This is a genomic window from Pseudomonas sp. Irchel s3f19 (genome assembly GCF_900187555.1).
GTDB classification, from domain to species: Bacteria; Pseudomonadota; Gammaproteobacteria; order Pseudomonadales; family Pseudomonadaceae; genus Aquipseudomonas; species Aquipseudomonas capeferrum.
Genome location: NZ_FYDW01000011.1, coordinates 18,838 through 38,359 on the forward strand (window position 1 = coordinate 18,838; position 19,522 = coordinate 38,359).

At 64.1% G+C, this 19,522-nt stretch carries 18 protein-coding genes; 13 read left to right on the forward strand and 5 right to left on the reverse strand.

Features of this window, described 5'->3' with window-relative positions:
• The first annotated feature begins 100 nt into the window (after nt 1-100).
• Nucleotides 101-994, forward strand: coding sequence for a PA4780 family RIO1-like protein kinase (locus tag CKW22_RS21195; protein WP_033697531.1), 894 nt, complete (start codon nt 101-103; stop codon nt 992-994).
• Between the two features lie 46 nt (nt 995-1,040).
• Here the strand turns inward: CKW22_RS21195 and CKW22_RS21200 are convergent, their stop codons facing one another.
• On the reverse strand, nt 1,041-1,682 hold the full coding sequence (locus CKW22_RS21200) for a TetR/AcrR family transcriptional regulator (protein ID WP_047583361.1): 642 nt from the start codon (nt 1,680-1,682) through the stop codon (nt 1,041-1,043).
• A 126-nt stretch (nt 1,683-1,808) separates the two neighbouring features.
• Between CKW22_RS21200 and CKW22_RS21205 the strand changes: the two genes are divergently transcribed.
• From CKW22_RS21205 to CKW22_RS21245, 9 genes are all read left to right on the forward strand, one after another.
• Nucleotides 1,809-3,845, forward strand: a complete 2,037-nt coding sequence (locus tag CKW22_RS21205) for an NADH:flavin oxidoreductase (protein ID WP_033697535.1) — start codon at nt 1,809-1,811, stop codon at nt 3,843-3,845.
• 96 nt (nt 3,846-3,941) lie between these two features.
• Nucleotides 3,942-5,252, forward strand: coding sequence for a Xaa-Pro peptidase family protein (locus tag CKW22_RS21210; RefSeq protein ID WP_033697536.1), 1,311 nt, complete (start codon nt 3,942-3,944; stop codon nt 5,250-5,252).
• Nucleotides 5,253-5,276: 24 nt separating this feature from the next.
• Complete coding sequence (locus CKW22_RS21215) at nt 5,277-6,068, forward strand: amino acid ABC transporter ATP-binding protein (protein ID WP_152604613.1); 792 nt, start codon at nt 5,277-5,279, stop codon at nt 6,066-6,068.
• Nucleotides 6,068-6,709 (forward strand): amino acid ABC transporter permease, encoded by a 642-nt coding sequence (locus CKW22_RS21220; protein WP_033697539.1) that lies wholly within the window; start codon nt 6,068-6,070, stop codon nt 6,707-6,709. The genes CKW22_RS21215 and CKW22_RS21220 overlap by 1 nt, the downstream gene beginning before the upstream one ends.
• Nucleotides 6,706-7,374 carry an amino acid ABC transporter permease gene (locus CKW22_RS21225; protein WP_033697540.1) on the forward strand — a complete coding sequence of 223 codons (669 nt, stop codon included), beginning with the start codon at nt 6,706-6,708 and terminating at the stop codon, nt 7,372-7,374. Before CKW22_RS21220 ends, CKW22_RS21225 begins: the two co-directional genes overlap by 4 nt.
• A gap of 34 nt (nt 7,375-7,408) precedes the next feature.
• Nucleotides 7,409-8,242 (forward strand): ABC transporter substrate-binding protein, encoded by an 834-nt coding sequence (locus tag CKW22_RS21230; protein WP_033697541.1) that lies wholly within the window; start codon nt 7,409-7,411, stop codon nt 8,240-8,242.
• A 155-nt stretch (nt 8,243-8,397) separates the two neighbouring features.
• Nucleotides 8,398-9,372: a porphobilinogen synthase gene (gene hemB, locus CKW22_RS21235; protein WP_033697542.1), complete on the forward strand. Its 975-nt coding sequence runs from the start codon at nt 8,398-8,400 to the stop codon at nt 9,370-9,372.
• Nucleotides 9,373-9,620: 248 nt separating this feature from the next.
• Complete coding sequence (proP, locus tag CKW22_RS21240; RefSeq protein WP_033697543.1) at nt 9,621-11,123, forward strand: glycine betaine/L-proline transporter ProP; 1,503 nt, start codon at nt 9,621-9,623, stop codon at nt 11,121-11,123.
• Nucleotides 11,124-11,156: 33 nt separating this feature from the next.
• Nucleotides 11,157-12,056: a LysR substrate-binding domain-containing protein gene (locus tag CKW22_RS21245; protein ID WP_033697544.1), complete on the forward strand. Its 900-nt coding sequence runs from the start codon at nt 11,157-11,159 to the stop codon at nt 12,054-12,056.
• A 55-nt stretch (nt 12,057-12,111) separates the two neighbouring features.
• On the opposite strand, the gene CKW22_RS21250 is transcribed toward CKW22_RS21245, so the two are convergent.
• From CKW22_RS21250 to CKW22_RS21265, 4 genes are all read right to left on the reverse strand, one after another.
• Complete coding sequence (locus tag CKW22_RS21250; RefSeq protein WP_033697545.1) at nt 12,112-12,813, reverse strand: YoaK family protein; 702 nt, start codon at nt 12,811-12,813, stop codon at nt 12,112-12,114.
• Nucleotides 12,814-12,815: 2 nt separating this feature from the next.
• Entirely contained in the window at nt 12,816-13,445 is a 630-nt protein-coding gene (locus tag CKW22_RS21255) for a riboflavin synthase (protein WP_033697546.1), read from the reverse strand.
• An 83-nt stretch (nt 13,446-13,528) separates the two neighbouring features.
• Nucleotides 13,529-15,595 (reverse strand): maltose alpha-D-glucosyltransferase, encoded by a 2,067-nt coding sequence (treS, locus tag CKW22_RS21260; protein WP_047583354.1) that lies wholly within the window; start codon nt 15,593-15,595, stop codon nt 13,529-13,531.
• Nucleotides 15,596-15,695: 100 nt separating this feature from the next.
• The gene (locus CKW22_RS21265) at nt 15,696-16,613 is read right to left on the reverse strand and encodes a LysR family transcriptional regulator (protein ID WP_033697548.1); all 918 of its coding nucleotides are present in this window, start codon (nt 16,611-16,613) and stop codon (nt 15,696-15,698) included.
• A 120-nt stretch (nt 16,614-16,733) separates the two neighbouring features.
• Between CKW22_RS21265 and CKW22_RS21270 the strand changes: the two genes are divergently transcribed.
• The 3 genes from CKW22_RS21270 (at nt 16,734) to CKW22_RS21280 (ending at nt 19,441) form a co-directional block, all read left to right on the forward strand.
• Nucleotides 16,734-17,492: a 5-oxoprolinase subunit PxpA gene (locus tag CKW22_RS21270; RefSeq protein ID WP_095065026.1), complete on the forward strand. Its 759-nt coding sequence runs from the start codon at nt 16,734-16,736 to the stop codon at nt 17,490-17,492.
• 93 nt (nt 17,493-17,585) lie between these two features.
• On the forward strand, nt 17,586-18,473 hold the full coding sequence (locus CKW22_RS21275) for an allophanate hydrolase subunit 1 (RefSeq protein WP_095065028.1): 888 nt from the start codon (nt 17,586-17,588) through the stop codon (nt 18,471-18,473).
• The gene (locus tag CKW22_RS21280) at nt 18,470-19,441 is read left to right on the forward strand and encodes a biotin-dependent carboxyltransferase family protein (RefSeq protein WP_095065030.1); all 972 of its coding nucleotides are present in this window, start codon (nt 18,470-18,472) and stop codon (nt 19,439-19,441) included. Before CKW22_RS21275 ends, CKW22_RS21280 begins: the two co-directional genes overlap by 4 nt.
• The last annotated feature ends 81 nt before the right edge of the window (nt 19,442-19,522 follow it).

A 19,522-nucleotide genomic window follows, 5' to 3' on the forward strand; every position in this document is an offset into this window, starting at 1 on the left:
CAGACGAACGTTGCATCTCAGACGAGCAAGATCCATCAGGCTGTGAGAGGATGGCCGCCACCTCCACGGCTCGGCCACAGGACCCCAGAACTCAAGCCTGATGAAGACTCCAAAAAGAATCGAACCCCTGATCGAAGACGGCCTGGTCGACGAAGTACTGCGACCTCTGATGAGCGGCAAGGAAGCTGCGGTCTACGTGGTGCGCTGCGGTACCCAGGTGCGCTGCGCCAAGGTCTACAAAGAGGCCAACAAGCGTAGTTTCCGCCAGGCCGCCGAGTACCAGGAAGGCCGCAAGGTACGTAACAGCCGCCAGGCCCGCGCCATGGCCAAAGGCTCCAAGTACGGCCGTAAAGAGGCCGAAGATGCTTGGCAGAACGCTGAAGTGGCGGCCCTGTTCCGCCTGGCCAGCGCCGGTGTGCGGGTGCCCAAGCCTTACGATTTCCAGGATGGCGTACTGTTGATGGAGCTGGTGACGGACGCCGACGGCGACGCCGCCCCGCGCCTCAACGATGTGCACCTGGAAGCCGAAGAAGCCCGCGAATTCCACACATTCGTCATCCGCCAGATCGTCCTGATGCTCTGCGCAGGGCTGGTGCACGGCGACCTCTCCGAGTTCAACGTGCTGCTCGGCCCTGACGGCCCGGTGATCATCGACTTGCCACAAGCGGTGGATGCAGCCGGCAACAACCATGCCTTCAGCATGTTGCAACGTGATGTGTCGAACATGGCCCATTACTTCGGCCGCTTCGCCCCGGAGCTCAAGGACACCCGCTATGCCCAGGAAATGTGGGCGTTGTTCGAAGCGGGCGAACTGAAAGCGGACAGCCCGTTGACCGGCGTGTTCGCTGACGACGACGAGGAAGCCGACGTGGATGGCGTGCTGCGTGAAATCGAAGCCGCGCGGTTCGATGACGCCCGCCGCCGCGCCGCCTTGGCGGACGCCGAGCGTGGCCCGGTCAAGGGTGAAGAACCCCCTCCGCCCTGGATGCAGTAGCCCATTGGGGCCGCCTGGCGGCCCAACCCTGTGGCGCTGGCGAGGTTCAGTTCGCTGGCGGCACAAACCCGTTGCGCTGGTAGAACCGCTCCAGTTCATGGGCCTCAGGCTCAACCCCGGTGAAAATCCGCAGGTACTCTGGAATGAAGCGCATCCGCAGCGCCAGCGGTTCGTAGGTCTTCATGCTGATGTAGCCGATCTGCGCCAGGTAGATCGAGCGGGCGCGCGTGGCGGCGGCATCCTCGCTGAAGCCGAAGCGGTCGAACATCTGCTTCAGGGCCTCCATGCGCAGGGCGTCGGCCTCGACGATCTCGGCGGCTACCTGTTCCGACTGCAGGGCCCAACTGCGCATGGCGAATTCGAACTGCGAATCGAACAGTTCGCTGTTCAGCCAGCAATCGAACACATTGAGTATCGCCTCGCTGATCGACGCCGCATACGCCTGTGAATGGCTCACCAGGTTGCTGGTGTTCTTGCGCTTCCACTGCTCGATCAGCGCTGCCAGCAACGCCTCGCGGTCCTCGAAGTACCAATAGAAACTGGTGCGGGCAAGGTTGAGTTTTTTCGCCAGCGGCAATACCCGCACAGCATCCACCCCCGATTCCTTGAGGGTTTCGTAAGCGGCGTTCAGCCAGCTTTCGAGCGAACCGCGGGCGGCGAGTTCTGGGGTCTTCGAAGTCATGTTCATGGGCGCATTCTTCCGTATCCATGGCAGGCTGGCAAGCGCAATGTACACCTGTGTCTAATTAATTGACACCTGTGTACATGGGGGCTAATGTCGTTTTTGCCTGATGCCCTGAACGCGAGAACAATCATGTCAAATGACCCGTTGCTTCAGCCGTACCAACTCAAGCACCTCACCTTGCGCAACCGCATCATCACCACCTCCCACGAACCGGCCTACCCCGAAGACGGCATGCCCAAGCAGCTGTACCGTGCCTACCATGTCGAGCGCGCCAAGGCCGGCGTGGCAATGACCATGACCGCCGGCTCCGCCGCCATTTCCCGAGACAGCCCGCCAGTGTTCAACAACGTGCTGGCCTACAAGGACGAGGTGGTCGGCTGGATGAAAGACCTCACCGACGAGTGCCACGAGCATGGCGCGGCGGTGATGATCCAGCTCACCCACCTGGGCCGGCGTACCCGCTGGGACAAAGGCGACTGGTTGCCAGTGGTGTCACCGTCGCACAACCAGGAGCCGGCGCACCGGGCCTTCCCCAAGCGCCTGGAGATCTGGGACATCGAGCGCATCATCAAGGACTACGCCGACGCTGCCGAACGCATGCAGGCCGCCGGGCTCGACGGCATCGAGCTGCAGGCCTACGGCCACCTGATGGACCAGTTCTGGTCACCGCTGACCAACGAGTTGCAGAACGTCTACGGCGGCTCCCTGGAAAACCGCCTGCGCTTCACCTTCGAAGTGCTCGCCGCGATTCGGCAGCGGGTGGGCGACGCGTTCATCGTCGGTATCCGCTACACCGGCGACGAAGTGCTGGCCGGCGGCTTGACCCGGCAGGAAGGCCTGCAGATTTCGCAGTTGCTCAAAAACAGCGGGATGATCGACTTTCTCAACGTGATACGCGGCAATATCGCCACCGACGCAGGCCTTACCGACATCATCCCGATCCAAGGCATGCGCAACGCCCCGCACCTGGACTTCGCCGGCGAGATCCGTTCGCTGACCGGCTTCCCGACCTTCCATGCGGCGAAGATCCCGGACGTGGCCACGGCCCGCCATGCCATCGCCGCAGGCCTGGTGGACATGGTCGGCATGACGCGCGCGCACATGACCGACCCGCACATCGTGCGCAAGATCATCGAAGGCCGCGAAGACCAGATCCGCCCCTGCGTCGGCGCCAACTATTGCCTGGACCGCATCTACCACGGTGGTGCCGCCTACTGTATTCACAACGCCGCCACCGGGCGCGAAACCAGCATGCCCCACGACATCGCCAAGGCGCCGGTGCGGCGCAAGGTGGTCATCGTCGGTGCCGGCCCGGCAGGGCTGGAGGCGGCGCGGGTGGCGGGCGAGCGTGGCCATGAAGTGGTGGTGTACGAGGTGGCTGACAAGGCCGGCGGGCAAATCCGCCTGACCGCGCAGTCCGAGCGGCGCAAGGAAATGATCAGCATCGTCGACTGGCGTCTGGCCCAGTGCGAGCGCCTGGGCGTGACCTTCCACTACAACGTGTGGGCCGACAGCCAGATCATCCTCGACGAGGCCGCCGATGTGGTCATCGTCGCGACCGGTGGGCTTCCCCATACCGAAGTGCTGGAGCACGGCAACGACCTGGTGGTGTCGAGCTGGGACATCATCTCCGGCGACGTGAAGCCTGGGCGCAACGTGCTGGTGTATGACGATGCCGGGGACCATGCCGCCCTGCAGGCCGCCGAGTTCATTGCGCAAAGCGGCGCACGCACCGAGATCATGACCCCCGACCGAACCTTCTCGCCAGAAGTCATGGGCATGAACCTGGTGCCCTACATGCGCACCCTGCAGCAACTGGACACGACCTTCACCGTCACCTGGCGGCTGAAGGCGGTACACAAGGGTGAAGCCGGCCTGCTGGCCAGCATCGGCACCGACTACAGCGAGCTGCGCCAGACCCGGCAAGTCGACCAGGTGGTGGTCAACCATGGCACCCGCCCGCTGGACGAGCTGTATTTCCAGCTGTGCCCGTTGTCCAGCAATGAAGGGGCGGTGGAGTACATGGACCTCATTGCCGGCCGCCCGCAAACTGTGGCCCGGCGCAACGACGGGCGCTTCCAACTGTTTCGCATCGGCGACGCGGTGGCCTCGCGCAATACCCACGCGGCCATCTATGACGCGCTGCGCCTGGTGAAAGACCTCTGATCGGTACGCTGCACCTTAAAACTATAAACCCAGCACCACCCGCTGTTACTGCCCTGGCTCCAACAACGACAACGATATCCAGTGGAGAGTGTAACCATGCACATTGGTACCCAATCGACCGAGCAGCCCTGCCTGCTCACCCCGTCATCCCTGCAGTTTCGCACCGACGCCAGCGTCACCGGCCATGCCCTGGCACCGGTAGACAGCGGCCTGCTCGCGGCCCAGGCCGCCATCGACCGCAAGGCCCTGCGCGAATACCGCCTGCAGCGTATTCGCCAGCAACTGCGTGCGCACGACTATGGCGGCATCCTGCTCGCCGACCCGATCAACATCCGCTATGCCACCGACACCAACAACCTTGGCCTGTGGGTGATGCACTCGCCCAGCCGTTATGTGTTCGTGCCCACGGAAGGGCCGGTGGTGCTGTTCGAGTTCACCAGCAGCCGGCACAACAGCGAGCACGTCGAGACCATCGACGAGATCCGCCCGGCGCTGCCCTGGTTGTACTTTCTGGCCGGCCCCAGGGTCGATGAGAAGGCGGCCTTGTGGGCGGCGGAAGTGGCCGAGCTGATGCTGCGCCACAGTGGCGGCAATCGCCGCCTGGCGGTTGACCGTTGTGACCCTTGGGGGGCCGAGAAGCTCAAGGCCAAAGGCATCGCGTTGTTCGACGCCCAGCCGTTGATGGAGCAGGCGCGGCTGATCAAGTCCGCCGAGGAAATCGCCAGCCATCGGGTGTCCATGGCCGTGTGCGACCTGGCCATCGCCCGCATGCGGGCCAGCCTGGTGCCGGGTATTACCGAAAACCAGCTGTGGAGCATCCTCCACGGCACCAACGTGGCCCAGGGCGGCGAGTGGGCCGAGAGCCGCCTGCTCAGCTCCGGTCCGCGCACCAACCCGTGGTTCCAGGACGCCACCGACAAAGTCATCGAGGCGGGCGAGATGGTCTGCTTCGACACCGACATGGTCGGCCCCGGCGGTTACCTGTCGGACATCTCGCGCAGCTTCGTCTGCCCTGGCAAACCAGTGACCGGGGCCCAGCGCGCGCTGCTCGACATTGCCTCGCAGCAGGTCAGCCATAACCTCCAGCTGCTGCGCCCGGGGCTTTCATTCCGCGAGTTCGCCGCGCACTGCTGGCCGGTGCCGCAGCGGTTCGAGCACAACCGCTACATGATGATGCTGCACGGGGTGGGCCTGGTCGACGAGTACCCCAGCGTGGCCTACGCCGTGGACTTTGCCGAATGGGGCTACGACGGCGTGTTCGAGGAGAACATGGTGGTCTCGGTCGAGAGCTACATCGGCGAGCAAGGCGGGCGCGAGGGCGTCAAGCTTGAAGAGCAGGTGCTGATCACCGCCCAGGGTGCGGTCAAGCTGTCGAGCACGCCGCTGGTCGACGACGACCGCTATTGAGGGGAGGGCCTGCACATGAACCCGATGAGTATCCCCCTGCGTCAGGTGCCGCCAGTGCCTGCAGTGAAGCCTGCGTTTCTGCGCCTGGAATCGCTTTACAAACAGTTTGGCAAATACGAGGTGCTGCACGACGTCAACTTCGAGATGAGCAAGGGCGAGGTCGTGGCCATCATTGGCCCCAGCGGCTCGGGCAAGAGCACCTTGTTGCGCTGCATCAATCAGCTTGAGCCGCCGACGCGTGGGCGTATCCGCCTTGATGAGCTGGACATCGACGCCGCCACGCCGATGGCGCGGGCGGACCTTTTGAAACTGCGCCGGCGTATCGGCATGGTGTTCCAGTCGTTCAACCTGTTCCCGCACCTGACGGTGCTACGCAATGTCAGCCTGGCGCAGGTCCGAACCCTGGGGCGCAGTGAGCGCGAGGCCGATGCGCGCTCGATGCAGTTGCTGGAGCGCGTGGGCCTGGCGGACAAAGCCGGGCATTATCCGGCGCGCTGTTCGGGCGGGCAGCAGCAACGCATCGCTATCGCCCGCGCCCTGGCGCTGGAGCCGCAGTTGATGCTGTTCGATGAACCGACATCGGCACTGGACCCGGAGCTCGGCCTGGAGGTGCTGGCGGTAATGAAGGAGCTGGCCGGGGAGGGCATGTCGATGATCGTCGTGACCCACGAAATGCACTTTGCCGAGACCGTCTCCGACCGCGTGGTGGTCATGGCCGAGGGCCGCATCATCGAACAGGGCCCGAGTGCCCAGGTGATGCGCCAGCCACGCCATGAACGGGTGAGCAAGTTCCTCCAGGCCGTGAGGAACCGCTGATGAACGATATCCTCATGATGCTGCTGGCGGGCGTGCCGTGGACCGTGGGTGTGACCGTCTGCGCCTTTGCTGTCGGTGTGGTGCTGGGGTTCCCGCTGTGTGCGCTGCGCATGTCACAGGTGCCGTCGTTGCGGGTATTGGGCGCGGCTCTGGTGCTGACCTTGCGTTCGATCCCGCCGATCGTCTGGCTGTTCTTCATCTTTTTCGGCATTGGCGGCGGCTATGTCACGTTGTCGCCGTTTGTCGCAGCGGTGGTCGGCCTTGGCCTGATTACCGCCGCGCAGATGGCCGAGGTCTACCGGGGCGCCTTTGCGGCGATCCCCGATGGCCAGTATGAAGCCGCCCATGTGCTCAACCTGTCAGCGCCGCAGCGTTTCTTCGATGTGGTGTTGCCGCAGCTGGTGCGCATTTCCATCCCGACAGCGGCCACCTACGCCATCGGCCTGCTCAAGGACTCTGCGGTGGCGTCGACGCTGGGTGTCGCGGATATCAGCTTCCAGGCGTACCAGGTTTCGCAGCAAACCTTCCAGGGGCTGGGCGTGTACAGCGCGGCTGCGCTGGTGTACCTGGTGCTCAGCGTGCCGGTGGCGCTGGCTTCGCGCTGGTTGTCGAGCACCTTGCAACGGAGGATCAGCCTATGAACGCGCTGCTGACACTGTGGGCGCAGTGGTTTCCGGAGTTATGGAAGGGCTTTGTCCTGTCGTTGCAGGTGACCGCCATCAGCCTGCTGCTGGGCATCGCGCTGGGGCTGCTGCTGGCCCTGGGCGTAGGCGCCAGGGGCAAGGCCATACGCTACCCGGCGTTGATCATCGTCGAACTGGGGCGGGGGGCGCCGGCATTGATCCTGTTGCAGTACTTCTACTTCGGCCTGCCGTCGGTGAACCTGACCTTGACCTCGTTCTGGGCGGCCGTGCTGGCGTTGGCGTACTGCACGGCGGCGTACACCAGCGAGATCATCCGCGGCGGCATCGAGGCGGTTGCCCGTGGCCAGCACGAGGCGGCTGATGTGATTGGCCTGAACCGGGTCGATGCCCTGCGCTATGTGATCCTGCCCCAGGCCTTGCGGGTGGCGCTGCCGTCGTTGCTCGGCTTCTCGATCATGATGTTCCAGGCTTCTTCGCTGTGTTTCACCATCGCCTTGCCTGAGATCGTCAGCCGCGCCTCGGCCATCGGCTCCTCGACGTTCCAGTACATGCCGGTGCTGGTGCTGGCCGGGCTGATGTACGCGGCAGTCTGCGCGCCGGCCAGCCTGGGCGTGGCTGCCCTGGAGCGACGCTTGGCGCCCGGCGTGCAACCTGCTTGCTGATGCTGCTTTTACATTCACTTCCTGAAAGGTACCCGTGATGAAACCATTCAAGCGCGTTACCCGTTGCCTGAGCCTGTGCCTGGCCCTGGTCGGCAGCGCCCAGGCCATGGCCGAGTGCAAACCCACCCACACGTTCGAAACCCTGACCCCTGGTGTGCTCACCGTCGCAGCCTGGGTCTTCCCGCCGTACTCGATCCCTGGCACCGGCCAGGCACTGGGCGGCGTTGATGGCGAGATCATCAAGCAGATCGCGGCCCGGGAGTGCCTGACCATCAAGGCCAGCGTGCTCGACCCCTCGGCGGCAATCCAGTCGGTGGTGGCCCGCCGTGCCGACGTGGTCATTGGCGACTGGTACCGCACGGCGGAGCGCGGCAAGGTGCTGGGGCTGTCGGCGCCGTTGTACCTGGACGTGATGGGCATCATCTCGCCCCAGGGCTATGCCAAGGTCAGCGAGCTGGAGGGCAAGCGCGTGGGGACGGTGCAGGGCTACCTGTGGGTCAGTGACCTGAAGACGGTGCTGGGCGACGACCTGGTGCTGTACCCCAACCCGGTGGCCATGGCCCAGGACCTGGCCTCGGGGCGCATCGAGGCCGGCATCGACAGCCATGCGGTGGCCGTCGCCTCGCAGCAGAAGGGGGCGTACAAGGGCGCCAGCATCAAAGTGTCCGAGCCGGATCCACGGGTCAAGGCGACCGAGCAACCGGGGCAGACCAGCATCCCTTACATGCTGAGCAACGTCGAACTGGGCAAGGCGCTGGATGCCAACATCCAGGCGTTGCATGGCAGTGGCGAGATTGCCCGTATACTTGAGGCGCATGGGCTGGATCGGCAGGCGGCAGATGTGGGGGCGCCGCGGTTGGTGGAGTGAAGTGCCTATACCAGCCTCTTCCCGGGTTTACCCGCGAAGAGGCACGGCTAATCCAGGCTATTACCCTTGATGCAAGACACAATCTCTTCATTCAGCCTTTTCACTGGGGCTCAACAGGCATATGGTGTACGCCGTCCATATTCCCTGGAGCTGTCATGTCCAACCGTTTCCCCTCCGTTCGTCCTCGTCGCTTGCGCCAGAACGAATCCCTGCGTTCGATCTTCCAGGAAACCGAGTTCCGCCTTGAAGACCTGATCCTGCCGATCTTCGTCGAAGAAGGCATCGATGATTTCGTGCCGATCACCAGCATGCCGGGTGTCAATCGCATCCCTGAAAAACTGCTGGCGCAAGAAATCGAGCGCTACGCCCGTGCCGGCATCAAGTCGGTGATGACCTTTGGCGTCTCGCACCACCTGGACGAGGTCGGCAGTGACACCTGGAACGAAAACGGCCTGGTGGCGCGCATGGCGCGGATCTGCAAGGACACCGTGCCGGAAATGGTGGTGATGTCCGACACCTGCTTCTGCGAATACACCAGCCACGGCCATTGCGGTGTGGTGCACGACCACGGTGTGGACAACGACGCCACCCTGGTCAACCTGGGCAAGCAGGCCGTGATCGCGGCCGCCGCCGGCGCCGACTTCATCGCGCCATCGGCGGCGATGGACGGCCAGGTCCAGGCGATTCGGGGTGCGCTGGATGCCGCAGGCTTCCATGACACGGCAATCATGGCCTATTCGACCAAATTCGCCTCGTCGCTCTATGGCCCGTTCCGCGAGGCCGGCGGTACCGCCCTCAAAGGTGACCGCAAGAGCTACCAGATGAACCCGATGAACCGCCGCGAAGCCGTGCGCGAATCGTTGCTCGACGAGCAGGAAGGGGCCGATGTGCTGATGGTCAAACCGGCCGGCGCCTACCTTGACGTGATCGCCGACATCCGCGCTGCTTCGCGCCTGCCACTGGCGGCCTACCAGGTCAGTGGTGAATACGCGATGATCAAGTTCGGCGGCCTGGCCGGTGCCATCGATGAAGGGCGCGTGATGCGTGAAAGCATCGGTGCCATCAAGCGGGCGGGTGCCGACCTGATCCTGACTTACTTCGCCATGGACCTGGCGCGCGAAGGTATCTGATAGGGCCGGCTGCCTTGTGGGGGGCGGCCTGTAGGAGCGGCCTTGCGTCGCGAAAGGGGCGCGTAGCGGCCCCAGGATCTGTGGCGCAGCAAAAATCGCCGGGGCCGCTACGCAGCCCTTTCGCGACGCAAGGCCTCTCCTACAAGCCCCCAGCCTGCCCTGAAACTACAAAAATTCATTAAGCGCTGAATTATTTAGTGTCCCTTAGTCTCTGATGCCATAGAGCATTCAGCGACAGGGATATAAGCATGAAATCTCGCAAGAAAAGCGTCAAACCGATCGGCCTGAAAGACATCACCATCGTCGACGACGCCAAGATGCGCAAAGCGATCACCGCCGCCGCCTTGGGCAACGCGATGGAATGGTTCGACTTCGGCGTCTATGGCTTCGTCGCCTACGCACTCGGCAAGGTGTTCTTCCCCAACGCCGACCCCAGCGTGCAGATGATCGCCGCCTTGGCCACGTTCTCGGTACCCTTCCTGATCCGCCCGCTGGGCGGGTTGTTCTTTGGGGCATTGGGCGACAAGTTCGGCCGGCAGAAGATTCTCGCCGCCACCATCGTGATCATGTCGTTGAGCACCTTTGCCATCGGCCTGATACCGTCCTATGCCTCGATCGGCATCTGGGCGCCGATCCTGCTGCTGCTGGCCAAGATGGCCCAGGGCTTCTCGGTAGGCGGTGAATACACCGGGGCCTCGATTTTCGTCGCCGAGTACGCGCCCGACCGCAAGCGCGGCTTCCTCGGCAGTTGGCTGGATTTTGGCTCCATCGCAGGGTTTGTTCTCGGTGCGGGCGTGGTGGTGTTGATTTCCACCGTGCTGGGCGAGGAGCAGTTCCTTGAGTGGGGCTGGCGCCTGCCGTTCTTCCTGGCCTTGCCGCTGGGCATCATCGGCCTCTACCTGCGCCACGCGCTGGAGGAGACACCGGCATTCCAGCAGCACGTCGAAAAGCTCGAACAAGGCGACCGCGAAGGCCTGGCCTCCGGCCCCAAGGTGTCGTTCAAAGAGGTGGCCACCCAGCACTGGCGCAGCCTGGTGACCTGCGTTGGCGTGGTGATCGCCACCAACGTCACGTACTACATGCTGCTCACCTACATGCCCAGCTACCTGTCGCACAACCTGCACTACAGCGAAGACCACGGGGTGCTGATCATCATCGCGATCATGGTCGGCATGCTGTTCGTGCAGCCGATCATCGGGCTGCTCAGTGACAAGTTCGGGCGCCGGCCTTTCATCATGGTCGGCAGTGTCGGCCTGTTCGCGCTGGCTATCCCAGCCTTCATGCTGATCAACAGCGGCGTGCTTGGGCTGATTTTCGCCGGGCTGCTGATCATTGCCGTGCTGCTGAACTTCTTCATCGGCGTGATGGCCTCGACATTGCCAGCGATGTTCCCCACGCACATTCGCTATAGCGCCCTGGCCAGCGCGTTCAACATCTCGGTACTGATCGCCGGCCTTACCCCGACCCTGGCCGCCTGGCTGGTAGAAAGCACGGGCAACCTGTACATGCCGGCCTACTACCTGATGGTGATTGCGGCCGTCGGCCTGGTCACCGGCCTGACCATGAAGGAAACCGCCAACAAACCCCTGCGCGGCGCGGCGCCTGCCGCGTCTGACATCGAGGAAGCACGCGAGCTGCTGCAGGAGCACCACGACAACATCGAGCAGAAAATCGAAGACATCGACACGCAGATTGCAGAGCTTGAGGCCAAACGCAAATTGCTGGTGCAGCAACATCCGCGTATCGAGTAAGGTACAAGGCCCTTTACTCAGTAGATAACTTATATGGCCGAGGGCTTTTCGGCGCTACCGCCACTCAATGGCTTGCGGGTGTTCGAGGTGGTATCACGCCACCTCAACTTCCGCCTGGCAGCGGACGAGCTGGGGGTAACCCAGGCGGCGGTGGCGCAGCAGGTTCGCGGGCTGGAGGCGAACCTTGGGGTCAAACTGTTCGAACGGTTGCCCAGGGGCCTGAGGCTAACCGGCGCCGGCCAGCGCTATAGCGCCGATATCCGCAGTGCGTTCGCTTTGATCGCCTCGGCTACCCAGGCGCTGCACCCCGATGCGTCCCACCTGACGGTCAGCGTTACGCCCACCTTTGCGGCGAAGTGGCTGATCCCTCGGCTGGCGTCACTTGCCCATGACCACCCCGATATCGACCTGCAGGTACTGGCCACTGATCGCCTCTCGCAGTTCCGCCCTGAGGGCGTGGATATCGCGGTGCGCTACGGCCGCCCACCGTTCGGCCCGGCCTTGCATGTCGAGCCTTTCCTCAAGCAACGCATCGTCGCCGTGGCAAGCCCTGGGCTACTAGCGCAACTGGGCAAGCCGGCTTCCCTTGACGACTTGCACCGCTTCGCGCTGCTGCACGATGCGCACAATTTCTGGCCAACCTTTATCGGCGAGGTCTTTGCGCAGCCGCTGTTGGCTGGGGCCAAGAATGTGCGCTTCAACCAGACATCGTTGGCGATCGATGCTGCAGTGGCCGGGCAGGGGCTCGCCTTGGCCAGCGACTTCTTCGTACGCAACGACATTGAAGCAGGGCGGTTGGCCTTGGTGTTCGAGCAGCAATTGGTGCTGGAGCAGGCGTTTTACCTGGTCTGGCCGCGCAATGCCTATCAAGCGCCAGCACTGGAGAGGGTGCGCAGCTGGTTGTTGCAACAGGCGCAGGCATCTGGTCAGTAGTTTTTCTATCGTCTATTGCATCAAGGTCGATGGCCGTATCATGCGCAGCATCTGATCAGCGTGGCATGTAGCCCAGTTGCCATGAGCGCGGAATGAACCGCGTCACCAAGGCCAGCAGGCACGCCAGCGCGCAACTGCCCGCCAGCGCCTGCAAGCCCAAGCGGTGCTCCAGCCAGGCGCCAAGGGCGGCGCCCAGCAGCATGCCGGCCCAAGGCACCAGCTGCACCCGCCAGCCATTGCGCCGCTCGCCCAGCACCCAGCGGCCCAGGCCGCGGCCGAAGCGGGACAGGGCACCGGTGACATAGGTCAGGCCGATGGGCAGGCCATTCACCTGCTCGACCACCGCATTGATCATGCCCATGGCCAGCGTCGCCGCAAGCAACGCCGGAAAGGTCGCGGCCAGCGGCCAGGCCGCAGCGCCACCCAGCAGCCCCGCGACCACCAGCAGTACCGGCCAGGCGCGGCGCCGAAAGCTGCGGGCCAGCAACACGCCCAGGGCATTACCGGCGACGAAGCCGAGTACCGCTCCGCTCAGGCGCAGCACCATGGCCGCATCCGCCTCACTGATCGCGACGGCCAGGCGGGTGGTGTTGCCGCTCATGAACGAAACAAAGTCGCCCAGGGCCAATAGGCCGATGGCATCGGTCATGCCGGCCAGCACCGACAGCCCGGCCACCAGCCCCAGGCCCACCCGGCCTCGCAGGCTGCGCAGCTTCAGCCGCCGCGCACTGTGCGATGTCAACGCGTTGGGCAGCATGTTCAGGGCAACAGCTTTTCGCGGGCCAGGGTACCCTTGAGGGTGCGTTCGACCACATCGACCAACACCATGGTCTGGTGGTCCACTTCGATGTTCAGCAGCTCGCCGGCCTGGTAGTTGGCGAAGGTGGTCTGGCGCAAGGTTTCGGGGATCAGGTTGATGGTGATGACGGTGTCTTCGACATCAGCGACGGTCAGGCTGCAGCCGTTCACACCAAGGAACCCGCGGGGGAACACGTACTTGGCCCACTCGGGCGGCATGCGGAATTTGATGAACGCACCGGTCGGTTCGATCGACAGTTCGACGATATCGGCGGTGGTGGCGATGTGGCCCGCCATCAAGTGGCCGCCGATCTCGGCGTTCATCTTGGCCGAGCGTTCGATGTTCACGCCCTGGCCAGCCTTCAAGCAGCGCAGGTTGGTGCGCTCCAGGGTGGCGTTCATGGCGTCGAATTTCACCTCGGTGCCGTCGATCTCGGTAACCGACAAGCAGGTACCCTCGACACTGACGCTGGCGCCGATCTTGAGTTCGTCGAGCAGCTCCGGGGTGAGGTCGAGGGTGAACTGCTTGTGGCCTGGGTAGGTGTTCACCGCAAGCAGAGGGCGGACGGCCTGGACGATGCCGGTGTACATGGAAGTTGCTCCTGGGCACGGGAAAATGAAGTCACCCGGAAACTAAGCCTGTGAAGCGGTAAAAGCAAGGTGGCCGCGACCGTTCAGACATGCCCGCTGCTGTTCACGATGCGCAGGCTCAGTGCCTCGTAAGGGTCCAGGTTCACCACCAGCCGCCCATCTTCGGTCAAGTCGCCCTCGACCGTTTCATTGATCATGTCCACCACCGGCCCCGGCGTGAAGCCGGTCAAGTGCAGCGCTTCGCTGATCACCGTCTGGCCAAAATTCAGCGCGCTGATCTGCACCCCGCGCCCGGCCGGCAGCTCGTGCACCATCACCAGCAACCCAGGGCTGCTGACCTCGGGCACCAGCACCTGGCGGCTGGTGGCGATACCGTAGGCCTGGCGCACGGCAAGCAGCTTCTTCACCTTGCTGGCGAATGAATCGGGGTGTTCCAGCTGGCTGTCGAGGCTGCCGTAAAGCGCGCGGGCACGGGGCATGCCGCGCACCGAGGCCTCGGCGTGCGGGGCAAGGCCGGCCAGGTCGTAGCCGCCGCGGTGGATCCAGCGGGTGTCGCCATCGAGCATGCGTTCTGCCACCGCCTCGGCGGGCAAGGGCAGGGCTCCGACCAGGTCCCAGCCGGACAGCGCCACCACGCCAGGCTGCATGGCGTTGTACATCACCAGCAGCAGGTGAATCTTCTGGATACGCTCGATATCCGCTGCGTTGATCTGATCGAGGTCGCGGATGCCGAGGGCGGCCGTGATCAGGCTGGCGGTGGTACAGGCGATGCCGTTGGTGACGAAGCGCAGGTTGTAAGGGGCATGTTCGCCCGACAGACGTTCGTAGATTTCTTCGCGAATGTGCTCTCGCAGGATGTTGCCGGGCAGGGTCTGGCCCTTGTACAGGTACATGTCGTGGGCGTGCAGGGTCCAGAAGTGCACCAGTTCGACGGTCAGCTCGTCATGGTTCTGCAAAGCATGGATCAACGAAGCCGGGTCGATGCCGAAACCGTGCATTTCCTTGAGCATCAGGCGCAGGAATTCGGTGTCGCCGGTCAGCAGCGCGTGCTGGTAGGCCGGGCGGGTGATGAAGTCGTAGGACAGGTCGGCGCCGCCCTTGGACATCAGGGCAATGTCGTCGATCGTCAGGTTCAGCTCCTGGAAGCTGAAACCGCCCGCCTTGCGAATCATGCCGCCAATCAGCTGGTTGCCGACGATCGACAGGGGGTGGCTCTCGGACCAGGCAGTGCCCTCAAGGCGGGTTTCCACCCCGAGAAAACCATTGGCGTCCAGGCGCAGGCCACGCGCGCCAAGGCAGTCCAGCGCATGCAGGGCATCGCCGATGATCATCTGCTGGGCGGCAAACGTCGGGTCGAGCCAGTTGAGCGACGGCTGGCCTTCCTTGAAGTAGTGCAGGTACACCCAGCGCCGGGTCTTGCCGTCGACGCCGGTGACCGGCGGGGTGACGCTCCAGTCGGTCTCCTTGACCCCAGGCTCGAAGAAGATCACCCGCTGCAACTGGCCGACGATGTAGTGGCGTGCCTTGAGCGCATCGCACACGGCCGGCAGCAGGTTGATCGAATCGCGCCCTGCGGGTACGTCGGGCAGCAGCGGCCAGTCTTCCTCGCGCACCTCGACCATGTGGTAAAGCCCGGGGTAGGCGCCGTGGGCCAGTTCTGCCAGGCGGAAGTCGGCGCCTTTGCCGGTGTGCGAGGGGATCAGGTCATCGATGGTCACGGCGTTGTGCGCCGCGGCCATGCGGCTCATCTGGATCAGCTCCTGCTCGCTGCCGTAGAGCGGGTCGATGTCGAAGCTGATGCGGTCGAAGTTGCCGTCCACGCTGGGGGTGAACTCGCGGCCGCGCACACCGCCAGACTGCTTGATCGGGCCGGTGTGCACGCCTTGTATGCCGATCTCCGACAAGCGCTTCCACAAGGCTTCGTGGGCCAGGGCCGAGAGCACCGAGCAGTCGTCGGGGGCGATGATGGCGTCGGGGTAGACGGTGAGCCACACCGAGGCGATCTCGGTTGCGCGGCGGGGCTGGGCCTCGGCATAGGGGTTTTGCCACAGGCGCGATTGCCCCGAATACAAAAGGGCCCGCTGCTGGGAGGCCTTGAGCATGGAACGGTCTTCGAGCCACTGGATGTATGACGGGTCGGGTTGAGTCATCTCGCGTCCTCTCTGCGTGTCGGCACCGGCCACAGTTATGACGGCTTCGCACGCGGAACGTTCGCAATGCCTGCGCGGCGTGTTCCCAGGGGGAAAAGGGTCAGCGCCGCGCCGACAGCTGCTGCGGTGCCAGAAACGCACTGTGGAAGTAGTTGCGCAACGCCTGCATGGCCGGGCTGAACGCCCGCTCGCGGTGCCAGGCCAGGCCCACGCTCATCGGCGTCACCGGGTCACTGATGGTCACCGTCTCGATCCGCTTGCCTTCCAGCGACCAGGGCCTGTGCACCAGGTCGGAGAGGATCGCCACGCCGCTGCCATTGGCCACCATGCTGCGCACGGCCTCCACCGAGCTGGTCCGCACGCGCACGCTGGGCCGCTGCCCGGCCTGCTCCCAGTAGCGCATGGCGCTTTGTTCGGCCTCGTCCACCGTCAGCAGAATGAACGGTTCGCCGGCCACATCCGCCAGGCTCACCGCAGAGCGCTCGCACAGCGGGTGGTGGCCGGGCAGCCACAGTCGGCGTTCGGAGTTGAAGAGGGTTTCCGAGACGATGTCCGGGTGGGTGAGGTTGGCGGTGAGCACCACAGCCATGTCGAAACGGCCCTCAAGCAGGCCCTGTTCGATGGCGCTGCGCTCCTGTTCATGCACGTGCAGGGTCACGTCCGGGTGCCAGTGTTCCAGCCGTTGCAGGTGGTGCGGCAGGAAGTAGCCCATCACGGTATAGCTGGCGGCCAGGCGCAGCAGGCCGCTGGCGCGCACGTCAGGCAGCGGGCTGTTCAGCGCGTCGTCCACGCTGCGCAGAATCACATAGGCCCGGTTGAGAAAATGCCGGCCAGCCTCGGTCAGGCTCATACCTTGGGCCGAGCGCTGGAACAGCAGCACACCGAGCATCGCCTCCAGTTCCTTGATCGCCGTGGTCACGGCCGATTGAGAGATGTTCAGGTGGATCGCCGCCTGGGAAATCTGGCCGATCTCGGCAGTGGCCACGAAGTAGCGGACCTGGCGCAGGGTCAGTGACAAAGTAGGCTCCCGGTGTATCTGATTTTCAGAAGACACCCTATCTGTTTATAGATCTTCCCAAGGGGGAGAGGAGAATCTAACGTGGCTTTCACGCAGTCACAAGCACCAGGAGATACATTCATGCAGGTGGTGGATTTCAATTCGGACATGGGAGAGGGATTCGGCCCGTGGACCATTGGTGACGGCGTCGACGAGGCGTTGATGGCTTTCATCAGCTCGGCCAACATTGCGACTGGCTTCCATGCCGGCGACCCGGGCACCATGCGCCGTACTGTCGAGCGGGCCAAGGCGCTAGGGGTGGCGGTCGGGGCACACCCGGGCTTTCGTGACCTGGTCGGTTTCGGCCGGCGACACATCAATGCCCCGGCCCAGGAGCTGGTCGACGACATGCTTTACCAACTGGGCGCGCTGCGTGAAATCGCCCGTGCCCAGGGGGTGACGCTGCAACACATCAAGCCCCACGGCGCGTTGTACATGCACTTGGCGCGCGATGAAGAGGCTGCACGGCTGCTGGTGCAGAACCTGCGTGTGATCGAACCGCAGTTGCTGCTGTACTGCATGCCGGGCTCGGTGATCTGCCGTGTCGCCCAGGCACTCGGGCAGCCGGTGATCCGCGAGTTCTATGCCGACCGCGAGTACGACATGAGCGGCTCTATCGTGTTCACCCGCAACGTGCGCAGCCATGACCCCAAGGCCGTCGCTGAGCGCGTGCTGCGGGCTTGCCAGCAAGGCCTGGTGCGCACGGTAGAGGGGCAGGACCTGGCCATCGAGTTCGATTCCATTTGCCTGCACAGTGATACCCCAGGGGCGCTCGACCTGGTCGAGGCCACGCGCCAGGCGCTCGATCGGGCGGGTATCGAGGTGCGTGCGCCACGCTGAGTTTTATCGGCACCCGGCGCTCAAAGGCCGGGGCCGTTGCATTGAGTTGTTTTCGCCTGCCTTTCTATAAAGATTCCAAGAAAAGGAACAGTCATGGCCGAGCCGGTTGCTTCAACCCCGATCCGCTACAGCTTCGGTGCCGACGAGCACCTGTTTGCCGAAGTCAGTGACAGCATGTCGTTGGAGGCCTTCTTCAAGGGCATGGCCGTCACCCGCGCGGTGGAGCGACTTGGCCTGGAGGGCGTACTCGACGTATGCCTCGCCAATGCCTCGTTCCAGATCCGCTTCGACCCTGACCGCATTGCCCCCCAGGCCCTGCTCGAAGCCGTACGCGGCGCCGAGGCAGAGGCGGTGGCCGAGCGCTCGCTGCAGACCCGCATTATCGAAATCCCGGTGCTGTACAACGACCCGTGGACCCACGAAACCCTGATGCGTTTTCGTGACCGTCACCAGGACCCGAGCAGCACGGACCTTGAGTATGCGGTGCGGGTCAACGGCCAGGCCGATGTCGAGGCGTTCATTGCCGCGCACAGTGGCGCGCCCTGGTTCGTGTCGATGGTCGGCTTCGTTGCCGGCCTACCGTTCATGTTCCAGATGGTCGAGCGCGAGCGGCAGTTGCAGGTGCCCAAGTACCTGCGTCCGCGTACCGACACACCCAAGTTGACCCTCGGCCATGGCGGTTGCTTCGGGTGCATCTACTCGGTGCGCGGAGCAGGCGGCTACCAGATGTTCGGCGTTACCCCGGCGCCGATCTACGACCCGCAGCAGACCTTGGCCTACCTCAAGGCGCACATGGTGTTCTTCCGCCCTGGGGACATCGTGCAGTTCAAGCCTATCGACCGCCGAACCTATGACCAGGCCGTTGCGGATGTGGAGGAGGGCCACTTCAACCTGCGCATTCGCCCGGTGACGTTTTCCCTGGATGCCTTCCTCGCCGACCCGGTCGGCTACCCCAAGACGCTGCAGGAGGTGCTGGCATGATCAAGGTACTCAAACCCGGCCTGGCCACATCGGTACAGGACCTTGGTCGCGAAGGCTATTACCACTTGGGCATTCCACCGTCCGGGGCGCTCGACCAATATGCCCTGAGCGCCGCCAACCATCTGGTCGGCAACCCGGCAGGTGCAGCAGGGCTGGAATGCGCGCTGGTGGGACCAGAGCTTGAGTTCCAGCACGATGCGCTGGTGGCGGTATGCGGAGCGCAGATGCCCGCCTTGCTCGACGGCCGTGAGCAGCGCCCCGACACCGCGTTTGCGGTCAGGGCAGGGCAGGTGTTGCGTTTCGGCTTCCCCACCGCAGGTGCCCGGGCGTACCTGGCCGTGGCCGGCGGTATCGATGTACCCGAAGTGCTCGGCAGCCGTTCGACCTACGCCCTGGGTGCGTTGGGCGGGCTGCACGGGCGCAAGTTGATGGCGGGTGATGTATTGCCGGTCGGTGTGCCCAGCGGCAAGACCCGGGCTGGCGCGAGCCTGCCGATGGCCCTGCGCCAGGCGCTGGGTGGCGAGGTGGTAGTGCGGGTGGTGCCGGGGTTGTATTTCCATCGCCTGACCGACGCGGCGGCGCAGAGCTTCTTCACTCAGGCGTGGACCGTCGGCTCCGAGGCGGACCGTATCGGCTACCGCTACAAGGGCGCTAGCGCATTGAGCTTCCAGCCACGTGAGCAGCCGTTTGGCGCAGGCTCGGACCCCTCGAACATCGTCGACAGCTGCTATCCGATCGGTTCGATCCAGGTGCCAGCGGGGCTGGAGCCGATCATTCTGCACCGCGATGCGGTGTCGGGCGGCGGGTATGCCATGATCGGCACGGTGATCAGCGCCGACCTGGACCTGATCGGGCAGATGCAGCCCAATCAGCAGGCGCGGTTCTTGGCGGTGAGCCTGGAGCAGGCGTTGGAGGCACGGCGGTCGTACAAGAAGAAGCTGGGGTGCCTGGCCCGGTTGTTTGCTTGATTGCTAGGTGGGTTGAGTGACAGGCCATCGCTATTGCCGAGGGTCTAGTCGCTCGCCTGTATCAGGAAGCATCCTGCTCAT

Bases quoted from the DNA above. Each gene is read 5' to 3' on its own strand.
- CKW22_RS21275 (WP_095065028.1), top strand. From the start codon at position 17,586: ATGGCCGAGCCGGTTGCTTCAACCCCGATCCGCTACAGCTTCGGTGCC.
- treS (WP_047583354.1), bottom strand. From the start codon at position 15,595: ATGACTCAACCCGACCCGTCATACATCCAGTGGCTCGAAGACCGTTCC.
- CKW22_RS21195 (WP_033697531.1), top strand. From the start codon at position 101: ATGAAGACTCCAAAAAGAATCGAACCCCTGATCGAAGACGGCCTGGTC.
- CKW22_RS21280 (WP_095065030.1), top strand. From the start codon at position 18,470: ATGATCAAGGTACTCAAACCCGGCCTGGCCACATCGGTACAGGACCTT.
- hemB (WP_033697542.1), top strand. From the start codon at position 8,398: ATGTCCAACCGTTTCCCCTCCGTTCGTCCTCGTCGCTTGCGCCAGAAC.
- CKW22_RS21200 (WP_047583361.1), bottom strand. From the start codon at position 1,682: ATGAACATGACTTCGAAGACCCCAGAACTCGCCGCCCGCGGTTCGCTC.
- CKW22_RS21225 (WP_033697540.1), top strand. From the start codon at position 6,706: ATGAACGCGCTGCTGACACTGTGGGCGCAGTGGTTTCCGGAGTTATGG.
- proP (WP_033697543.1), top strand. From the start codon at position 9,621: ATGAAATCTCGCAAGAAAAGCGTCAAACCGATCGGCCTGAAAGACATC.
- CKW22_RS21215 (WP_152604613.1), top strand. From the start codon at position 5,277: ATGAGTATCCCCCTGCGTCAGGTGCCGCCAGTGCCTGCAGTGAAGCCT.
- CKW22_RS21210 (WP_033697536.1), top strand. From the start codon at position 3,942: ATGCACATTGGTACCCAATCGACCGAGCAGCCCTGCCTGCTCACCCCG.
- CKW22_RS21250 (WP_033697545.1), bottom strand. From the start codon at position 12,813: ATGCTGCCCAACGCGTTGACATCGCACAGTGCGCGGCGGCTGAAGCTG.
- CKW22_RS21220 (WP_033697539.1), top strand. From the start codon at position 6,068: ATGAACGATATCCTCATGATGCTGCTGGCGGGCGTGCCGTGGACCGTG.
- CKW22_RS21255 (WP_033697546.1), bottom strand. From the start codon at position 13,445: ATGTACACCGGCATCGTCCAGGCCGTCCGCCCTCTGCTTGCGGTGAAC.
- CKW22_RS21205 (WP_033697535.1), top strand. From the start codon at position 1,809: ATGTCAAATGACCCGTTGCTTCAGCCGTACCAACTCAAGCACCTCACC.
- CKW22_RS21245 (WP_033697544.1), top strand. From the start codon at position 11,157: ATGGCCGAGGGCTTTTCGGCGCTACCGCCACTCAATGGCTTGCGGGTG.
- CKW22_RS21270 (WP_095065026.1), top strand. From the start codon at position 16,734: ATGCAGGTGGTGGATTTCAATTCGGACATGGGAGAGGGATTCGGCCCG.